The following is a 15,885-nucleotide window of genomic DNA, read 5'->3' as shown; positions in this document are numbered from 1 at the left end:
GGTCGAGGGAATCAACAATAAACTTAAACTAATAAAACGAAGAGGCTATGGCTTTAGAAACTTTCGGAATTTTTGGGTTAGAAGTATGTTATCTTGGCATCTTGTCTGTTGATTTAGCATAAAGAGTAACGAAGAGCCATCATTATTGGTAATAAAAGTGTTGGTAAGACCAGTATGGTCATTACCCTAGCCAAAGGAACCGAAAATGTTCAAGTGATCCCTTCTGGCCCTGGAGGTAAAATCGCTACCCTGTCCAATGATAGTATTGAAAAACTGGCAGGAACTTCTCAAAAAGAAGAAGAATCTCTCCTGCTGAGAATCAATCTTCCCTCCGGTCCAGAACGAGAGGTGCGAGTTCGGTGGATCGATACCCCTGGGGAAGCCTGGTCTAAACCCGCGTGGCAAGAAAGCAACCCGGAAGCATATCAAGATCTAGTACACACTCTCGGTCAAAGTCAAGCGGTTTTACTTCTCCTACCTCCCTACCGATATCGAAGTCGAACTAAAGAAATAGAAGATACTCCCGAATTCGAGGAAATTCTCGACCCAGAGACATGGAAAAAACAACTTAAGGAACGTCTCGCTCTCTTGCGATCGCACTGTCCTAGAGTACAACATATTTTAATCTCCATCCATAAAGCCGATCTATTTCATAACCTAGAGGAGGAAAAAAACACCTGGCAATACGACACAAAAACTTCCTTTCTCTGGGGTAAACACGACGATCATATCCGAGAGACCTATTTTTCCCCAGCCGATGATATTATCCGCGAACATAACTCCCACCCTCCCTACCTCAATCCAAAATTTTTCGTCACCACCATTCACTATCCAACTCTCTTAGAATTACCCTGGGTCTATTTAGGAGCTTATTTCGCCAATGCCTAAAGCCTCTACAGAAATTCGCGTGATCGGGGCGAGAAGTTCGGGAAAAACCACCTATCTCGCCACTTTAGCTGCCCGTCCCCAAGGTTTACTACAAAAATATCCCGATTTAGAAGTGATTCCTCGCAATGATGAAGCCACAACTCTACGGAGACTCGCGCGGAATCTTCTTCAACAGCAAGCAAAGATGGCGGGAGACGCGTTCGATGCCAGTCAACTCCATAACCTCAAGGACTATGACTTTCTCCTCAAAATCCCACCGGGGAAAAAGCGATCGGGCATCGAACTAGAACTCCTCGCGAAAGATTTCCCAGGGGAATTTTTTGAACATATTCCCATCCCTCATCAATGGAGAGAAATTGCCCCTTGGGTTGACGACCTATTTACGACCGTAAGCTGGATGGTGATGATGACCGATTGGGAACCAGAACGCGACACATCTCTATATCTACCCGCGTTTACCAAGCTGTGCGAGGAAATTCGCGAGCGGGAATTTCGCAACCCAGAAATTAAAAAACTGCGGATCGCCGTCGTCATGGCTAAATGCGAACGGGGAGAACTCTGGCCCTGTCGTCTCGATCCCGACGAGGATTTATTCGAGGTACGATTGCCCGAAACCTATAAACATCTCACCAAAACTTTACCCCCAGACCGGTTACAATTCTTTGCCTGTTCCGCGTTCGGGGTGTTGGGGAGTCGTCGCGATCGAGATTTCGATCCCCGACCGAATTGCTACTTACCCGACGACGGTTCCCCGGAAGAAAAAAACGCCTATTTACGAGAACCCGATCGCTGGCATCCCTACGGATTGATTCCTCCGCTATACTGGTTAGCGACCGGCATTCGACTCGAAGAATAATTATGTGGAGTCGTCAACAACCCCCAAAAAACGCCGATTCTCAGCCTACCGAATTTCGGATCATCGGGCCGAGGGCATCGGGCAAAACCACCTATCTATCCGCGTTAGCCTACTGGCCGAACGCGAAATCCGATAGTCCGATCGAGAAGGTGATCCCTCGCGACGACGATACGGCTAAACTGATCGCTATGGCGAAAGATCTCCTAGAAAAAAATGCCATGTTAATGGCGACCTATCTAGCGAGCAATCCGAGCGAAATTCCCACGTATAACCTCTCGATTCAAATGAGGCCTACCTGGCAAGGGGGACAAGCGATCGATATAATTTGTAAAGACTTTGCCGGGGAATTATTTAAAAAACTATCCGAAGGCAAAACTTCCGAAATCGAAGAGTATCTAGAAGAATGCGCGTCTGCCCTAGGATTACTCATCCTACTCGATGGTACTTTCTTCACAGAAGATGAAAAGTACGCCCAGGGATTGGCCACCTTGAAACAACAATTAAAGTGGCGACTAAAAGAGAAAAATCAAAATCTTTCCCAGTATCGGATCGCCTTAGCCTTTACCAAAGCCGAACAATCTAAAATGCGAATCTATCGGCAGGATATCCACGGATTTATGAAGCTAAAATTTAATAAAACCTATCAATTACTAGAAAATTGGGGAAAAGAGTGGCCCTGTCCTGTCCAGTATTTTTTCTGTTCGGCATTTGGCATGAAACCGGGAGCATCTCCCGACTCTCCTCTCGCCAATGTTCAAGTCACCAGTCGTGAAGGTGGTGTGACTTCTGGAGTGATCGACAACCCGAAAGTGTGGCGACCCTTGGGATTAATGGCACCAATTTACTGGTTACATACGGGTACCGATCATCCCCAACTTAGAGACCTAGAGGATTAAAAGAACTATGAGTAATTCCATTGCGATCAAGGAATTTTCTCGGAAATTACTAGAACCGAAAAGACAGGGCGATCGATGGGTTTCTACTGGATTCGACAAAGAAATCGGCTTAAGAACCTATGAGAAGACTCCTACCCCCATTGAAAATGCGGTCAATAGCCACTGTTTTCGGATTAACGATAGTTATCCCCCGGATGAAGGACAGATCGCCCTCATAGCACGAGAAATCCATAGATACGCGATTTTAGCGGTAGCCTCTCCCCTAAAAGATGATTGCGATCGACCTCTGGTAGGCTATCGTTATTTCTGGCTAGAAAAGCCCCTAGATAGAGAGATAGATGCCGTGGAAACTCTCCTAAGATGGTGGGACAAGAACAAGCGACCCCGTTTCGAGCTAAAGCCTTATTCAGAAATCAGAGATATTCAGAAACAGAATCGTGGACAGGGATATTATTCAGCGATTCTTCACAGTCCTCATGATTTCGATAAAGTTCGTCAATTTGAGCAACTTGCTTTAGAAGTACAACAAACTCCTCATATTTTTACTCCTAGCAATAGCTTTATTCCTAGTTATTGGCATTTGCATTTTTTTTCTCGATATCTCAAACAAAAATATAATCGCCCGATCGCTTGGGCGTGGAAGGTCACTGTTTTAGAAAATCCTAATCAATTTACCCTAATCGCTTGCACTACTCAAGAATACTGTCAGATCAATTCCGATGTCAACAAAATCCCAACCGCATTAACTCCCCATAAAACTGGGCAAGATATACTAGATACTTCCCCTGTACAGGTTCAATCAATTCAAAGTTTAAAAAGAGCATTAAAAGAACTCTCAGAAGACAAAGAAATTGATAAAAACCTAAATATATTAGTGTCAGAACTAGAAAAAACCGATAGCACTCGATGGGATTGGGCAACTCTGATCGATAGCACCTGGCTGGAGCAACGACAGCACACCCAAGAGGAAAGGATTTATAAATCCTTGATTTTACTATTAAATCCCAATTTACAGCATACTGACTTAACGATTACTGTCTCGGATTGGCTCAATAGCCTACAAGCACCAGGATCTCCCGCACCTCAAAAATTGCTGGATTTCTCTCGCTTTCTTCCCTCAGCCTTATTGACTCATTTCCAGCCATCCGAATTACCCGTTACTCAAGAAGCGAAAAAAGCACTCGATCAACAGCAGCAGTTGATACAATTGTATTCTAGAAATTCGGCCATATTAGCCAAGAATAAAACAAGACTCCATCAACTCATCGCTCGGTTATTTCTCCTACTGCGATCGAACCTCTCCCAGAAATCAGAAAAGGTAATTCAATGGCTACTTATCGACTACTCCTCACTCTGGAAAGAATCTCTAGAAATCTACACCAACGATCTGTTTAGAAAGCTCGATCGAGCCTATCTCAAAAAAGAACAATTACCCCCTCAAGAAAGGGATGAGTTTATCGAGAAAATCCTCGAAGACTTAAAACAGCATGAGCAAGGACAAACCGCCGAAAATACCTCGTCCTACGAGAGCATCGCACGGATTCTAGAAAAGAATAAATCCTATCCGATCGCCGCTTTTTTCTATAAACTCGCTACGGGTAAAGTTCCCGATAAAATTTGGGAAAACTGCACGAACCTCCCCGAAATTATTCCCCTAGAAAGACCCCCCGCTATTCCTCCACAATCCTCCGAGAAAAGTCCCAATTCTCTCAAGAAAATCGCCCTAATTCTTTGGCAAAACTATCCTTGGTTATGTCTAGGGTTGAGTGTGGCAGTCGGGACGGTGTTGGGGGTGGGAGTCCTGTGGGGAGTTCAATCGCTCGGACGGGTATTTTCTCCGAAGATTTCCGCAAATCAATCGGCCATTATTCCCTCCGATCCCGTTCGGGAACTATACTTATATTTTAATCTCCTAGAATCGGGCGATCGCCGACAAGATCTGCAAGCGAAAAATCTAGACAACCTAAAGAAGTTACGGGAAAAGATGCCCGATTTCAACGCTTCCCAGTGGAAAACCAGCACTCAACGCGAAGCATGGCTAGAAGAAAGATCAAGTATTATCAAAGCTCCTTTATATCGCTTCCTTCAACAACTGACACCAGCAGTTCCGGCAAAACTGGGTAAAACCTACACCGCTAACCAAGTGACAGCCAATCCTCACCTCAGCGCCCCAGAAATCGCCCTAGGGAAAAGTCTTCTCCACTCGCTAGGATTGTATAAGGGTGATAGCACTCAGATTTGGGATGGGGAAGCATCGGCAGCGATCGCTAAGTTCCAAACACAATACCAGATTCAGCCGGCAGGAGGGGATTTAGACGAAAAAACCTGGTCGATTCTCGCTTCCATGATTCAAGATCGGCAGATAAAAACAGCGATCAATACCCTAGAAAGAATCCTAAAAGAGAGCGAAAATTACTCGATCGCTCTCCCTCGATACAAAGCCTTTCAGCAGTGCAAAACTCAGACAAATACCGCCTATTCTGCCTGCCTAGATCAAATATTCAAACCAGATAAATAGACGCTTAATGATGTGGAATCGATGCGAAATTTATCAATTCTCTCGAAAACTTCTAGAGCCAAAATGGTCTAAAAGACATGAGTGCTATGTGAGTACAGGATTCGATCGAGAAATCGGCGGAGAAAATCAGGAAGTACCCCCGGAAATTGCGAATGCCGTCCATAATCATGCCTGTCGAATTAATGATAGTTATCCTCCCCAAACTATCGCCCTAATCTCTAGAGAAATCGGCAAATATGCCCTATTAGCGGTGGCGACAGCCTTAAGAGATGACAGCGATCGCCCTCTAATCGGCTACCGCTATTTCTGGTTAGAAAAACCCTCGCAAGATGGCGAAACAGACGGAATCGGAACGCTGCTAGAATGGTGGATGACTCAAGGTTCTCCCACCTTTCAACTACAACCCTCCTCTTCATCTCCCAAAACACCCCCAAAAGCTTCTAGTTCTTGGCTAAATCTCCATGATTTTTTAAAAAAATATTCAACCGATTCGGTGAAAATTTCTATCAAAAAAATAGAACAAGAAAAAAAATACTCTCGATCTCCATTATATTTAGACAATATAACTTTTGAGGATTGTCGAGAATTTCATGCCCTAGCCCTGTCTCTACAAGCAAACGATTCTAGTCCCCTAAATTGGGCTTTTCGAGTGTCTCAGTTAGAGATTCCCGAACAATTCTCTCTGGTTTACACCCAGGATAGCGATCAGGAACAATTAGTCATTAGGTTCGATCAAGTTCCCGAATCCTTCTCGACGGTTTCCGAATATATATCCAGTGATATCCAAGTCAAACGATGTTTACTAAATCTAGCGAAAAATAAAGATACAGAACGAAACTTACAAGCCCTCTCCAGTTATTTATCTAGTCTTGACAGTGACCATTGGAACTGGGAAATTATTGTTGATAAAACTGCGCTTAAAAATCATAATATTACAGCGGCTAGATATCGAGCATTACTGGCTATTTTAAAACCATTTCCAGAAATCGCTAACTGGCTAGACTGGCTACGGCAACGAAGAAGAAATAAACAGTTTGGGTGTGCGGGCATCGAGATGCAACAACAAGCGCTCGACCAAAATCCCCACCTCGAACAGCGACTATACGCTCTCATCGATGATCTATTAATAACGGAGCAATACAAAAATAGAAAAATTCCCGATCTACCCCAGGAAAAACAATGGTTACTAATTCGCTCCAAAAGCTTCTGGTCAGATTATTTTTATGACTCCGCAAAATATTATACTAAATCACTACTCATACACATCCACTATCCAGAATATTGTCAACTAGACAATCATTTTTTTAACAAAATTTTACAAGACTATCAACAAAAAAAATTACCCGATGCTACTAAAAAACGATACGAATTTCTCGCACGACTATTCGCCGAAGTGCGCGCCTATAGCCTAGCGGCTCTGTTTTATCAAGTAAGCCAAGGAGAAGTTCCCGCAGATATATACACCCAAGCCGAAATCCATCTCATCGATCTTCAAAAAAGCCACCGCTCATCTGGACTGATCGGCCTAGCTTGGGCGAACCTGACACAGGATATTATGCTATTATTTAGAAATCTGAGGGGAGGCTAGGGCAACCCAACGATCAAACCGAAAATTCCCCAACTGCGAACGCACTAGCAGCATTAGACTATGGCGGAAACCTTTCTAGTCAATACTAGGAATACTTTGTCTCTAAACGTTTAACTGGATCAGGAAGGGAGTATTGAAAAAATGAGACTTGTTTTTTATCTGTTGGGGGGCATTATTTCAGCGCTGATCGGCTGGAACCTGAGCTTAGTGATCTTAGACCTCTTTAAATTCGCATCGAAGACAATTACTGGAAGCACTTTCCCTTTTTACGTCGAGTTTATTCTCTTCCCGATCGTCACTATCTGTTTAAGTGTTACCCTTGTCCTAACGACCATTTATCTGAGTAATCCGATTCACTACAAAGCGAATCGAAGAATCCGCAATAGTTATCTCAAAATCGCTCTAAAAACTGGTTTAATCGCTGGAGCGATCGCCGCAGTGTTAACTGTGATTATTTACCAGGGAAAATTCCCCCCAGCAAGTGTTCGCATAGTGGGCTGGAGTCTAATCGGTTTAGGGGCCGGTGTAGCCGAGGGATTATCTTGGCGATCGCTGAGTACCGAGGGCGCGAAAAGTAACACCTTTGAGCGACCGATAAAATCTGCCCTTTTCGGATTACTTGCCGGTTTAATTGCCGCCCTAGCGATCGAATTTCTCCGAACAATAATCCCCCTTAGCGGTTATGAAGATCTGTTAGGATTCACCTTTTTCGGCGCTGGTTTAGGGATGGCGCTCGCCATTTCCACAACCCCCACCTATCAAGTCGCACTGAGAGCCGGTAGAGGATTCGGACGCACCCGAAAAGATAACCAATCGGGGAACTATCCCAAAATTAACGATCGCTCTTTAAGAATTGTGAATTTCGATCAAACCCAAATTGAAGAAGGATTATCTATCCAACTTCCTCGCGATACTTCCCAATCTTTACAGATCGGTTCTGCGGAAGATTCCGATATATTTTTACCCGATGTACCCGCAATAGCCGCCAAGCTCAGTTTAGAGAGAAAACAATGGAGACTTAGCACCCCCGTCGAGAATAAAGTACAGATACAAAGAAGAATGTTATCAGAAAATACATCGGAAACCTTATATCACAATCAAATGTTGACTTTCTACCATGAAAAAACAAATACCTGCTATTACCGATTTATTTTTTGCGATCGCTTTCTCGATCCAGACAACTAAAAAATCTGGTAAAAACCTTCTGCTTTTTCCCCTCTCGATTCTCGCATTCACTTTCTTCGATTCTGCTTCCGTCCGGGCGAACTCCGTCAAAATTCTCCGCGCCATTACCGACCACGATCGAGTGACTTTAAAAGTACAAGTTCGCGACCATCGTGACCTGCTCGTACCCGGATTACAAGCGAATAACTTTACCGTCCTCACCAGGGCGGCCAATCAAACCGAATTTAAATATCGATTGACTCCCCCGAAAATTACTATAACCCCACCCGATAAAGTCAAACCCGATCCCGCCTATTTAGTGATTTTGCTAGATATGAGCGGCAGTATGGATAATCGGGATGAATCCCAACAAGTCAAACTCCAGGGAGCGATCAAGGGAATCCAAAAATTTATTACCACGATCGAAACTGAAAAGCTTCCCGTAGAAATTGCCCTAGTTCCCTTCGGGGAAGGTTGCGCCCATAGCTATCCAGTCAATCAGGCAGTGATTCAAAAGTATCTAGAAGCCTATCCCTACAAAACAACCAAAACTCGACTTTCCGAGTTAGCCCATGTTGATGTCTGTGCCTCCACCAATCTCTATCAACCCCTCGATGAAGCGGTCAAATTTCTGACCACTTCTGAACGTTTTCAGCAAAATTCTTGGGGTCTGCCTCCCCGTCTCAGCGTGATCCTATTTACCGATGGATTCGATGCCGATCCCGATCGAAACAAGGAAGAACAACGCTTTCAGTCCACGCGGGCTCTGCTGGCTCTTTCCCCTCACGTCACCGTCCACACGATGGGATACGGCGAATCCCTAACCCGACTCCGCGCCCGCGCCCAATGCGCCCAGGAGTTACACAGCCGCCCTCTCACGGTGGATACTCTCCTTACCTACTGTCAGCTTCCTTCGGGAGAAGATATCCGCGAGTTTATCGTTGATCGATCTCGATTGACAGCGATCGCTAAAGAGACCGGCGGAATTGCCCGATTCCCGCGTTCAGCTGAAGAAGTGAGCCAAGGATTACGAGAGTTCCTGACCGCGCTCCGAGAATACGAGATCAGCTATCCACAACCAACCGCCGATCGGCTCACCATCCATCAAGCCAAAGTTATCGTCAATGCTCCAGGACGAGGTATGTCCTGGAGCATCTCCGCACCGATCGAATTCCAGATGCCGAATTATCTCTATCACTCTCTCTCGATTTGGGAACGTTTGGCGATTTTTCTCGGTACGCTAGTCGCAACAGTATTCGGTGTTCGCCGGTTCAATGCCTGGAGCCACCAACTCAAAGAAGAAAGCCGCCAAAATTTAGAGGGGTTTTAATGGTCTTCGGTCGAGTACAGGAAAGAATACTTAATGAGGGAATCCATGGGATTATTCCCGTTGTTAACACGGTGAAAAAACTAAGTGTGAGAATTCAAAAACAACAGATAGCGGCCGAAGCTTCCTCCAAAGACCTACAGGAAGTATTCACAGATGTGGCCCTTAATTGGCATATTTTAGCATCAGAAGTTAATACTATTTTTCAACAAATTGGCGATGAAGCGGCTGTCATTGAACGAGTGATCGATCCAGCAGTTGAGGAAATTCTCAAGGCAGTTATGGCTAAATATACCGCCGAAGAATTAATTACTAAACGGGAGGAGGTGAAAGGGGAAGTGGATATTCGTTTGACCGAAAGAATGAAAAATTATCATATCGGTGTCGATGATATTTCTTTGGTTCATGTCAACTTTTCCGATCGCTTTACCGATGCGGTGGAAGCCAAACAAATTGCCGAACAGGAAGCTAAAAAAGCAGGTTTTATGGTGTTGAAAGCCTTGAAAGAATCGGAAGTAAAAATCAATCTGGCTAAGGGAGAGGGGCTCTTCTGGTTTCTGTGTGGAAACGGGGTCTATACTGATAGTTTCTTCAGCAAAATAGTCCTAAAAGTCTTTCCCAGTAAACATTTCACGATTCTATAAGCAAAAATTATCACACAAAGTCGAGAAGAGCCGGAGAGGCGGCAGCTCATCGCATTCTCCAAGATTCCTTAAGTCCAGAAGTTTTACAGAACAAAGCGATCGAAAGATGGGACGGTAAACTCCCCCTATTTATGGATGATAATCTGCTCAAGTCCCTTGAATTGGCTAAAGATAAGCGAAAAAGTGGCTTGAAGAAGACTTAAGATTCCTTAATGGCTAGATGATAAAAACAATTTATTAAAACCAGAAGAAAGAATACTTGATTTTATTGAAGTTCACTGCGAGGAACTCCTCTATGCTGTTCAAATCCCGAAAGACAAAGCAGAAATTTAACCCTGATTACTGGCGAGATCATTCAGCCAACGAACGCACCTATCTGTCTTGGATGCGCGCCTCGATCGCTTTGATGGGTTTTGGTCTGGTCATTTTGCGTTTACGGACGGCATCTTCGTCATCTCTAGGACTAGGTTGGTTGTTGGGTTTTGTCTTCGCTATGGTGGGATTATTAACCGTTGTCATCGCCACGCGCCACTATTTTCTCATCCGTCGGGCGATCGATAGTAATAGCTACGAACCTGCTCAAGTCTGGATTATTTGCTTTAGTATAGCGATCGCTTGTCTAGGGTCGGGAATTCTCTATTTTGTCGCCACCAGTCCCGATAGCGGTGGAGTGGAAAGCATCGGTTTCGATTAAAACCCCATCCTCGGACGGAGCGGGATGGGGAGAAAATTGCTCGATACAGGCGGTAAAATCCAGATAACTACTTAGAATTACCCATTTTCCGACCTTTCCCAAGAAGGGGCAAAAGGTGGACAAATTAAAGGACAGGCGCGCCAATGACTGTGAACAGGGACTCCCAAGCGTTGACAATAGCCATTTCCTCTCCCCTGAAACTTATAAAACCGACAGTAACGACAGGTAGAGGAACAAGTAGCAACTTTCGGGAGAGGATTTCCCGGGGATTCGATCGCTGTTAGTTTTGGGGATAGGGTGGAAATGGTGTCTAGCAAGGAAGTCTCCAAGGCTAACGGGGTTCACTAGCGACTCTTACCGTACCTAGTCACAAATTATGTCACAGTCGCCCATTGTCCCGGAGTATAACGGTTGACACGCTCCTAAAAAATTGAGAAAATCCCTTGCTGCTAGACTTATTCCACCACAACACGCCTAGAAAAGCCCCAACTTAACGAGATCGCCACCATCAACTTAGGTACGGGACAAGCATAAAAGCAAATATTCTTAATTGTCGTTTTAATAAATAGGGTCTGCTGAAAAAGTTTTTCGGTGGGGGTAGGAGTCAGGAGTCAGGAGTCAGGAGTCAGGAGTTTCAGGCTTTGTTGCCCTTGTTTTTTGTACCAAGCGATGTACTACAAGAAGGATAATGCAAGGTTTTTGAAAGTCCCAATCCTATTTTCGCAGCACTAACATCGGACTTTAACAGGTCAAAAGCTTTATTTTAAAAGGGTTTTACCATTATTCAGCAAGCCCTAAATAAAAGTGATGGAACGGCGAGGGAGTTTCCCAGCTTTGCATAAAGGGAATTTATGGATTTGAAAACAAAGAATATTTGTTTTTATTAAAGCCATTGCCTAGAGTGAAAACAGAGACTCAAAAAGATCACTCAAGGAGATCAAAAACGATGAAACCGACGCTACTGACAGCCTTCTGTCTATTACTAATCACAGTTTTTTCTTGCTTCCACCCTGCCATCGCTAGGGCCGTTACCCCCACTGGCGGCGCACCGGCAAAAATTACTCTGGTCGAGCCAGCTGCCGCCGATAATCTGCAAAAACTACAGGAAACTAACGCCTGTGTCGGTTGTGACTTTAACGGAATTAGCCTCAAAGATTTAAACTTGTCCTCGGCCAATCTAGAAGGAGCAAACCTCAGCCAAACGGATCTAGAAAGAACCAACCTACAGGGTGCTAACCTCAAAGGGACTAATCTCCAGGGAGCCGACCTCGGCAAAACTCTCCTAGCGGGAGCCGATTTAAGCGGGGCCAATCTCTTAGGTGCAGATTTAGAAAAAGCCAACCTGCAAGGAGCAAACTTAACCAACGCCAATCTGCAAAAAGCTGACTTAGAGAAAGCCAATCTCACTAATGCTCGGTTAGAAGGTGCTAACCTGCAAGATGCGGACGGTGAAGGGGCGATCGGTGTCGATCCCAATCTGTTCTAAAAAAAGTTTTTATGGCAGAATCAAGTTTTAGCGGTTTTCAAGGAGAGCGATATCTATGGAAATTACTCCTTTTTCTCAGCGATCGCTAGATGGGGAGGGATCGGAAATGCTGCTAGACTTTAAAAAAGCCCATCAGCAAGATTTAAAGGCAATTGCCGAGATTTTGGCAAGAATTAGCCACCAATCACCAGAAAAGGTAGAAATTCTCTTGGAGAAAATGCTAAAACAACTGATAGAGCCAAAAACACCTTTTTACGAGACGGCAACACCGACGGAACGGGCGCAAGCTTTTCGGGATTGGGCAAGTAGTCACGATCGAGGCAGCGCACTTTTATCCGACTATGCCGTAAGTCGCGATAGTATCTATGACGATGAGTGACTGTGACTTTTTTAGTTGATACTAATGTCTTATTGCGAAGTGCGGAACCCGATCACATCATGTATGGCGATGCTGTGGGTGCGACAAGTCTATTATTGGGACAAGGAGAAAAACTCTATATCGCACCACAGAATTTAATCGAGTTTTGGAACGTTTACACCCGTCCAATTAATAGAAATGGTTTAGGACGCACAGTGGCCGCAGCCAAGGCGGAAATCGATCGCCTAAAGTCACTTTTTCCCATTATTGACGATCTGCCCGCTATTTATCCCGAATGGGAACGCTTGGTCTTCACCTATTCAGTCAAGGGTGTGCAGGTACATGATGCGAAGCTAGTAGCAGCCATGTGCGTTCATGACCTTACACATATTCTGACCTTTAATGTTGACGATTTTAGCCGTTACCCGGAAATAATCGCTGTTCATCCTGCGACCGTCAGGTGCTAACAATAAGGGTGACTTTTAAGCAAAAACGCGAGCATCCCGAGGACGAACATAAACTTGCTCCCCGACTTGGAGGTGCAGTTGAGCCAGTTGTTCTCGATTCAGATGGGCAATCAGGAGAGAGCGATCCGGTAGAATTAATTCCACATCGATGGCCCAACCCAGATGGATAATGCGCTCGACTTTTGCCTCAATGCTAGACCCATTGGGAAAAGAGAGAATTTCTAGGTCGTGGGGACGAATGAAAATCTTGACTCCGTTAGTACCCCCTCCGAGCTGCTCGAACAGTGCAGCCGAGGTCGGTGGCAAAACATTCACCCGGCCAATAAAACTCATCACAAAAGCAGAGGCAGGATGATCGTACACCTGATCGGGAGTCCCCACCTGTTCGATTTTACCCGCATTGAAAATTACGATCTCGTCGGCCACTTCCATGGCTTCCTCCTGGTCGTGGGTGACAAAAACACTGGTGACATGAACCTCCTCGTGTAACTGCCGCAACCAAACCCTTAGCTCTTTTCTAACTTTGGCATCCAAGGCCCCAAAAGGCTCATCTAATAATAATACTTCCGGTTCCACCGCTAAAGCCCGGGCCAGGGCAACCCGTTGACGTTGACCCCCGGATAGTTGGGCCGGATAGCGATCGCCTAATCCCTGCAATTGAATTAAACTCAAGAGATTGTCCACTCGTTCTTGAATATAGTTCGGGGCAGCTTTGCGAATCTTTAAACCGAAAGCGATATTCTGACGCACCGTCAGGTGTTTAAAAAGCGCATAATGCTGAAAAACAAAGCCAATATTCCTTTTTCTGACATTTAAATTGGTTGTGTCTTTGCCGTTGATGATAATTTTGCCTGTGTCGGGGGGTTCTAATCCTGCGATCGCTCTCAGGAGAGTGGTTTTTCCTGAACCGGACGGCCCCAGCAGTGCCACCAGACGATTCGATTTAATCTCTAGGTTGATGTGGTCTAAAGCGGTAAAGGTGCCGAATTTTTTCGATACTTGCTCGATGATGATGCTCACGGTGGGTAATCCTCTGGCAAAAAAATGTATAGGGTTTGACAGTATTTTAACTATGATTCAATCGCAATCGTATTAAAATACACTCATATTTTACAAGATAGCAAGAAAATTAAGTTTCGATTCGGAGATTACTGGTTGTAAACAGAGACTAAAAAGATTAAACAGCGATAAAAGCTTACCATTACTGTTTTTTGCTCTTTTAAAGGCTTAATTAACTAATTTTGTCCCTTAACGACCAGAAATGCACCGGAGAAAAGAGACAACTGAGGCAAAAATGGACTATTCTTTATTGACAATATTTAGCTTTTTTATCGGAATTGTCGTGGGATTAACGGGAATTGGCGGTTCATCCTTGATTACACCCCTATTGATCTTTGTATTTCAGGTTCCCGCTACCACCGCAGTGGGTTCCGATGTGGTAGCGGCCGGGTTGATGAAAGTGGTCGGCACTGTTCGTCACTGGCAACAGCAAACGATCGAGTTAGAAGTGGTAAAATGGCTAGTAATTGGCAGTGTACCCGGTTCTCTGTTAGGATTAGTCGGTTTTCGCTATTTTCAGCAGAATAGCTCCCTCAATCTCGATCAATGGTTGCCTCATATCATCGGTCTTGTCTTGATGATCGTGACTGTCCTAGCGGCCCTGGAACTACTAATCTCCTTATTTTTTCCCGATTTGTCCCCTTGGTCCTGGCCAAAATTAGATTTAACCACTCGATCGGGTCAGATAAAAACAACGGTATTAGGGGCAATTTTAGGCTATTTGGTCGGTTTAACCAGTATTTCCAGTGGTTCCTTATTTGCATTGGTCTTGATGACCTTTTTTCAGCTTGATTCTCGCAAATTAGTCGGTACAGATCTATCGCAAGCTTCCATCCTCTTAACTTGTACTTCCATCGGTCATCTGGGATTAGGAACGGTAGATTGGAATCTGGTACTTCCCATCTGGTTGGGTGGGATACCGGGGGTGGTATTGGGAGCAAGATTATCGGAATATTTGCCCAAAAATGCCCTAAAAATACTGCTTTATAGTCTTCTGGTCACGGTCAGTTGGCGCTTACTCCAACCCACCTAATCCCCAGAGTTCACTCGAAAGTCATCATACTACCCATCAACAGATCGGGACTGGTGGCGACAAAATAGATAATTCCCGCACCGAGAATAACGATCGCTAAACTAAATAGTAGCACCCATCGATCGGCTGGTTCGTAGGTATCTTCATCTATATCTCGTCTGACTGTAAAATAATGGGCTGTGGTCAAAAATACGGTCAATAAACCCACTAAAGCAAACATTAAGCCTAATTTCCAGCCATAACCTGGCCGGGGAACCAGAGGAGGATGAAAGGCCCGTAAGCGCAGAATAACCATACCAAAACCCATTAATGCGATCGCTGTTCGCATCCAAGACAGATAGGTGCGTTCATTGGCCAGATGATCGCGGACTCGATTGGGATTGACTTTTTTCGGTTTAATGCTGGTCTTGCTTTCCGTCACTGGCGATTTGAGAAAAAATAACATGATCGAGATGGCTACGGTCAAGAAGATGATGTTATTGTATGGCACTTGAGTTATAGATGGTATTGAAAAAATCTAAAATCTCTTTTTAGATGTATTTGTATTGAATCAAAAATTAAATAGGGTTTGCTGAATAAATCTAAAAACATTGTTCGATAAGACTTTTAGACCTTTTTGAAATCCAAAAGTACCGGCCATTGGAGTGATCGAGGGGAAAATTCCGGGACTTTTTCCCTGAAAATGGGTAAAACCCTACAGCCTACAGCCTACACCCTACACCCTACACCCTGCCCCCACCAACAAACTTTTTGCCGCAAACCCTAAATAGGGTTTGCTGAATAAATCTAAAAACCTTATCCAACAAGGTTTTTAGACTTTTTTTCCCTCAAAAAGTGCCGACCCTTGGAGTGATTGGGGGGAAAATTCAGGGACTTTTTCCCTGAAAATTAGGTAATTGACCACCTG

The 15,885-nt window shown here is 44.5% G+C and carries 16 protein-coding genes and 2 pseudogenes; 15 read left to right on the top strand and 3 right to left on the bottom strand.

Annotation, left to right across the window (positions count from 1 at the left end; genetic code table 11):
* The 11 genes and pseudogenes from IM479_RS18845 to IM479_RS18795 all read left to right on the top strand — a co-directional run.
* Positions 1-112: transposase (locus IM479_RS18845; protein ID WP_071784045.1), on the top strand; the 112-nt coding region annotated here is incomplete at its 5' end.
* 62 nt (positions 113-174) lie between these two features.
* A complete protein-coding gene (locus IM479_RS18840) occupies positions 175-888 on the top strand; it encodes a hypothetical protein (protein ID WP_287684994.1) in 714 nt (237 codons plus the stop codon).
* Complete coding sequence (locus IM479_RS18835) at positions 881-1,744, top strand: hypothetical protein (RefSeq protein WP_287684993.1); 864 nt, start codon at positions 881-883, stop codon at positions 1,742-1,744. Before IM479_RS18840 ends, IM479_RS18835 begins: the two co-directional genes overlap by 8 nt.
* A gap of 2 nt (positions 1,745-1,746) precedes the next feature.
* Positions 1,747-2,640 (top strand): TRAFAC clade GTPase domain-containing protein, encoded by an 894-nt coding sequence (locus IM479_RS18830; protein ID WP_287684992.1) that lies wholly within the window; start codon positions 1,747-1,749, stop codon positions 2,638-2,640.
* A gap of 7 nt (positions 2,641-2,647) precedes the next feature.
* Positions 2,648-5,158: a peptidoglycan-binding domain-containing protein gene (locus tag IM479_RS18825; RefSeq protein WP_287684991.1), complete on the top strand. Its 2,511-nt coding sequence runs from the start codon at positions 2,648-2,650 to the stop codon at positions 5,156-5,158.
* Between the two features lie 7 nt (positions 5,159-5,165).
* The gene (locus IM479_RS18820) at positions 5,166-6,746 is read left to right on the top strand and encodes a hypothetical protein (protein ID WP_287684990.1); all 1,581 of its coding nucleotides are present in this window, start codon (positions 5,166-5,168) and stop codon (positions 6,744-6,746) included.
* 141 nt (positions 6,747-6,887) lie between these two features.
* The gene (locus IM479_RS18815; protein WP_287684988.1) at positions 6,888-7,931 is read left to right on the top strand and encodes an MFS transporter; all 1,044 of its coding nucleotides are present in this window, start codon (positions 6,888-6,890) and stop codon (positions 7,929-7,931) included.
* Positions 7,864-9,240, top strand: a complete 1,377-nt coding sequence (locus IM479_RS18810; protein ID WP_287684986.1) for a vWA domain-containing protein — start codon at positions 7,864-7,866, stop codon at positions 9,238-9,240. Before IM479_RS18815 ends, IM479_RS18810 begins: the two co-directional genes overlap by 68 nt.
* A pseudogene (locus tag IM479_RS18805) lies at positions 9,189-9,773 on the top strand (prohibitin family protein); the annotation flags it as partial. The gene IM479_RS18810 and the pseudogene IM479_RS18805, both read left to right, overlap by 52 nt.
* 140 nt (positions 9,774-9,913) lie before the next feature.
* Positions 9,914-10,084 (top strand): annotated as a pseudogene (locus tag IM479_RS18800) (prohibitin family protein); the annotation flags it as partial.
* Positions 10,085-10,176: 92 nt separating this feature from the next.
* Complete coding sequence (locus IM479_RS18795; RefSeq protein WP_287675461.1) at positions 10,177-10,575, top strand: YidH family protein; 399 nt, start codon at positions 10,177-10,179, stop codon at positions 10,573-10,575.
* A 77-nt stretch (positions 10,576-10,652) separates the two neighbouring features.
* Here the strand turns inward: IM479_RS18795 and IM479_RS18790 are convergent, their stop codons facing one another.
* On the bottom strand, positions 10,653-10,892 hold the full coding sequence (locus IM479_RS18790; RefSeq protein ID WP_287078816.1) for a hypothetical protein: 240 nt from the start codon (positions 10,890-10,892) through the stop codon (positions 10,653-10,655).
* A gap of 629 nt (positions 10,893-11,521) precedes the next feature.
* Between IM479_RS18790 and IM479_RS18785 the strand changes: the two genes are divergently transcribed.
* From IM479_RS18785 to IM479_RS18775, 3 genes are read left to right on the top strand one after another with little or no spacing between them, the layout of a single operon-like run.
* Complete coding sequence (locus IM479_RS18785) at positions 11,522-12,061, top strand: pentapeptide repeat-containing protein (RefSeq protein WP_287684984.1); 540 nt, start codon at positions 11,522-11,524, stop codon at positions 12,059-12,061.
* Between the two features lie 55 nt (positions 12,062-12,116).
* Positions 12,117-12,440: a hypothetical protein gene (locus tag IM479_RS18780; protein ID WP_287675463.1), complete on the top strand. Its 324-nt coding sequence runs from the start codon at positions 12,117-12,119 to the stop codon at positions 12,438-12,440.
* Positions 12,441-12,442: 2 nt separating this feature from the next.
* Positions 12,443-12,886: a type II toxin-antitoxin system VapC family toxin gene (locus tag IM479_RS18775; protein ID WP_287684982.1), complete on the top strand. Its 444-nt coding sequence runs from the start codon at positions 12,443-12,445 to the stop codon at positions 12,884-12,886.
* Between the two features lie 15 nt (positions 12,887-12,901).
* On the opposite strand, the gene IM479_RS18770 is transcribed toward IM479_RS18775, so the two are convergent.
* Positions 12,902-13,906 (bottom strand): sulfate/molybdate ABC transporter ATP-binding protein, encoded by a 1,005-nt coding sequence (locus tag IM479_RS18770; RefSeq protein ID WP_287684980.1) that lies wholly within the window; start codon positions 13,904-13,906, stop codon positions 12,902-12,904.
* A gap of 274 nt (positions 13,907-14,180) precedes the next feature.
* Between IM479_RS18770 and IM479_RS18765 the strand changes: the two genes are divergently transcribed.
* Positions 14,181-14,978: a sulfite exporter TauE/SafE family protein gene (locus IM479_RS18765; RefSeq protein ID WP_287684978.1), complete on the top strand. Its 798-nt coding sequence runs from the start codon at positions 14,181-14,183 to the stop codon at positions 14,976-14,978.
* A gap of 10 nt (positions 14,979-14,988) precedes the next feature.
* Here IM479_RS18765 and IM479_RS18760 read toward each other — a convergent pair whose 3' ends face one another.
* Positions 14,989-15,423, bottom strand: coding sequence for a YidH family protein (locus tag IM479_RS18760; protein ID WP_002762666.1), 435 nt, complete (start codon positions 15,421-15,423; stop codon positions 14,989-14,991).
* Between the last annotated feature and the right edge of the window lie 462 nt (positions 15,424-15,885).

Source organism: Microcystis sp. M165S2, from assembly GCF_020245885.1.
Classification (GTDB): Bacteria; Cyanobacteriota; Cyanobacteriia; order Cyanobacteriales; family Microcystaceae; genus Microcystis.
Note: the sequence above shows the minus strand (reverse complement) of the source record. Positions and strands in the feature narration are given on the sequence as shown.

Bases quoted from the DNA above. Each gene is read 5' to 3' on its own strand.
- IM479_RS18840 (WP_287684994.1), top strand. From the start codon at position 175: ATGGTCATTACCCTAGCCAAAGGAACCGAAAATGTTCAAGTGATCCCT.
- IM479_RS18835 (WP_287684993.1), top strand. From the start codon at position 881: ATGCCTAAAGCCTCTACAGAAATTCGCGTGATCGGGGCGAGAAGTTCG.
- IM479_RS18830 (WP_287684992.1), top strand. From the start codon at position 1,747: ATGTGGAGTCGTCAACAACCCCCAAAAAACGCCGATTCTCAGCCTACC.
- IM479_RS18825 (WP_287684991.1), top strand. From the start codon at position 2,648: ATGAGTAATTCCATTGCGATCAAGGAATTTTCTCGGAAATTACTAGAA.
- IM479_RS18820 (WP_287684990.1), top strand. From the start codon at position 5,166: ATGATGTGGAATCGATGCGAAATTTATCAATTCTCTCGAAAACTTCTA.
- IM479_RS18815 (WP_287684988.1), top strand. From the start codon at position 6,888: ATGAGACTTGTTTTTTATCTGTTGGGGGGCATTATTTCAGCGCTGATC.
- IM479_RS18810 (WP_287684986.1), top strand. From the start codon at position 7,864: ATGAAAAAACAAATACCTGCTATTACCGATTTATTTTTTGCGATCGCT.
- IM479_RS18795 (WP_287675461.1), top strand. From the start codon at position 10,177: ATGCTGTTCAAATCCCGAAAGACAAAGCAGAAATTTAACCCTGATTAC.
- IM479_RS18785 (WP_287684984.1), top strand. From the start codon at position 11,522: ATGAAACCGACGCTACTGACAGCCTTCTGTCTATTACTAATCACAGTT.
- IM479_RS18780 (WP_287675463.1), top strand. From the start codon at position 12,117: ATGGAAATTACTCCTTTTTCTCAGCGATCGCTAGATGGGGAGGGATCG.
- IM479_RS18765 (WP_287684978.1), top strand. From the start codon at position 14,181: ATGGACTATTCTTTATTGACAATATTTAGCTTTTTTATCGGAATTGTC.
- IM479_RS18760 (WP_002762666.1), bottom strand. From the start codon at position 15,423: ATGTTATTTTTTCTCAAATCGCCAGTGACGGAAAGCAAGACCAGCATT.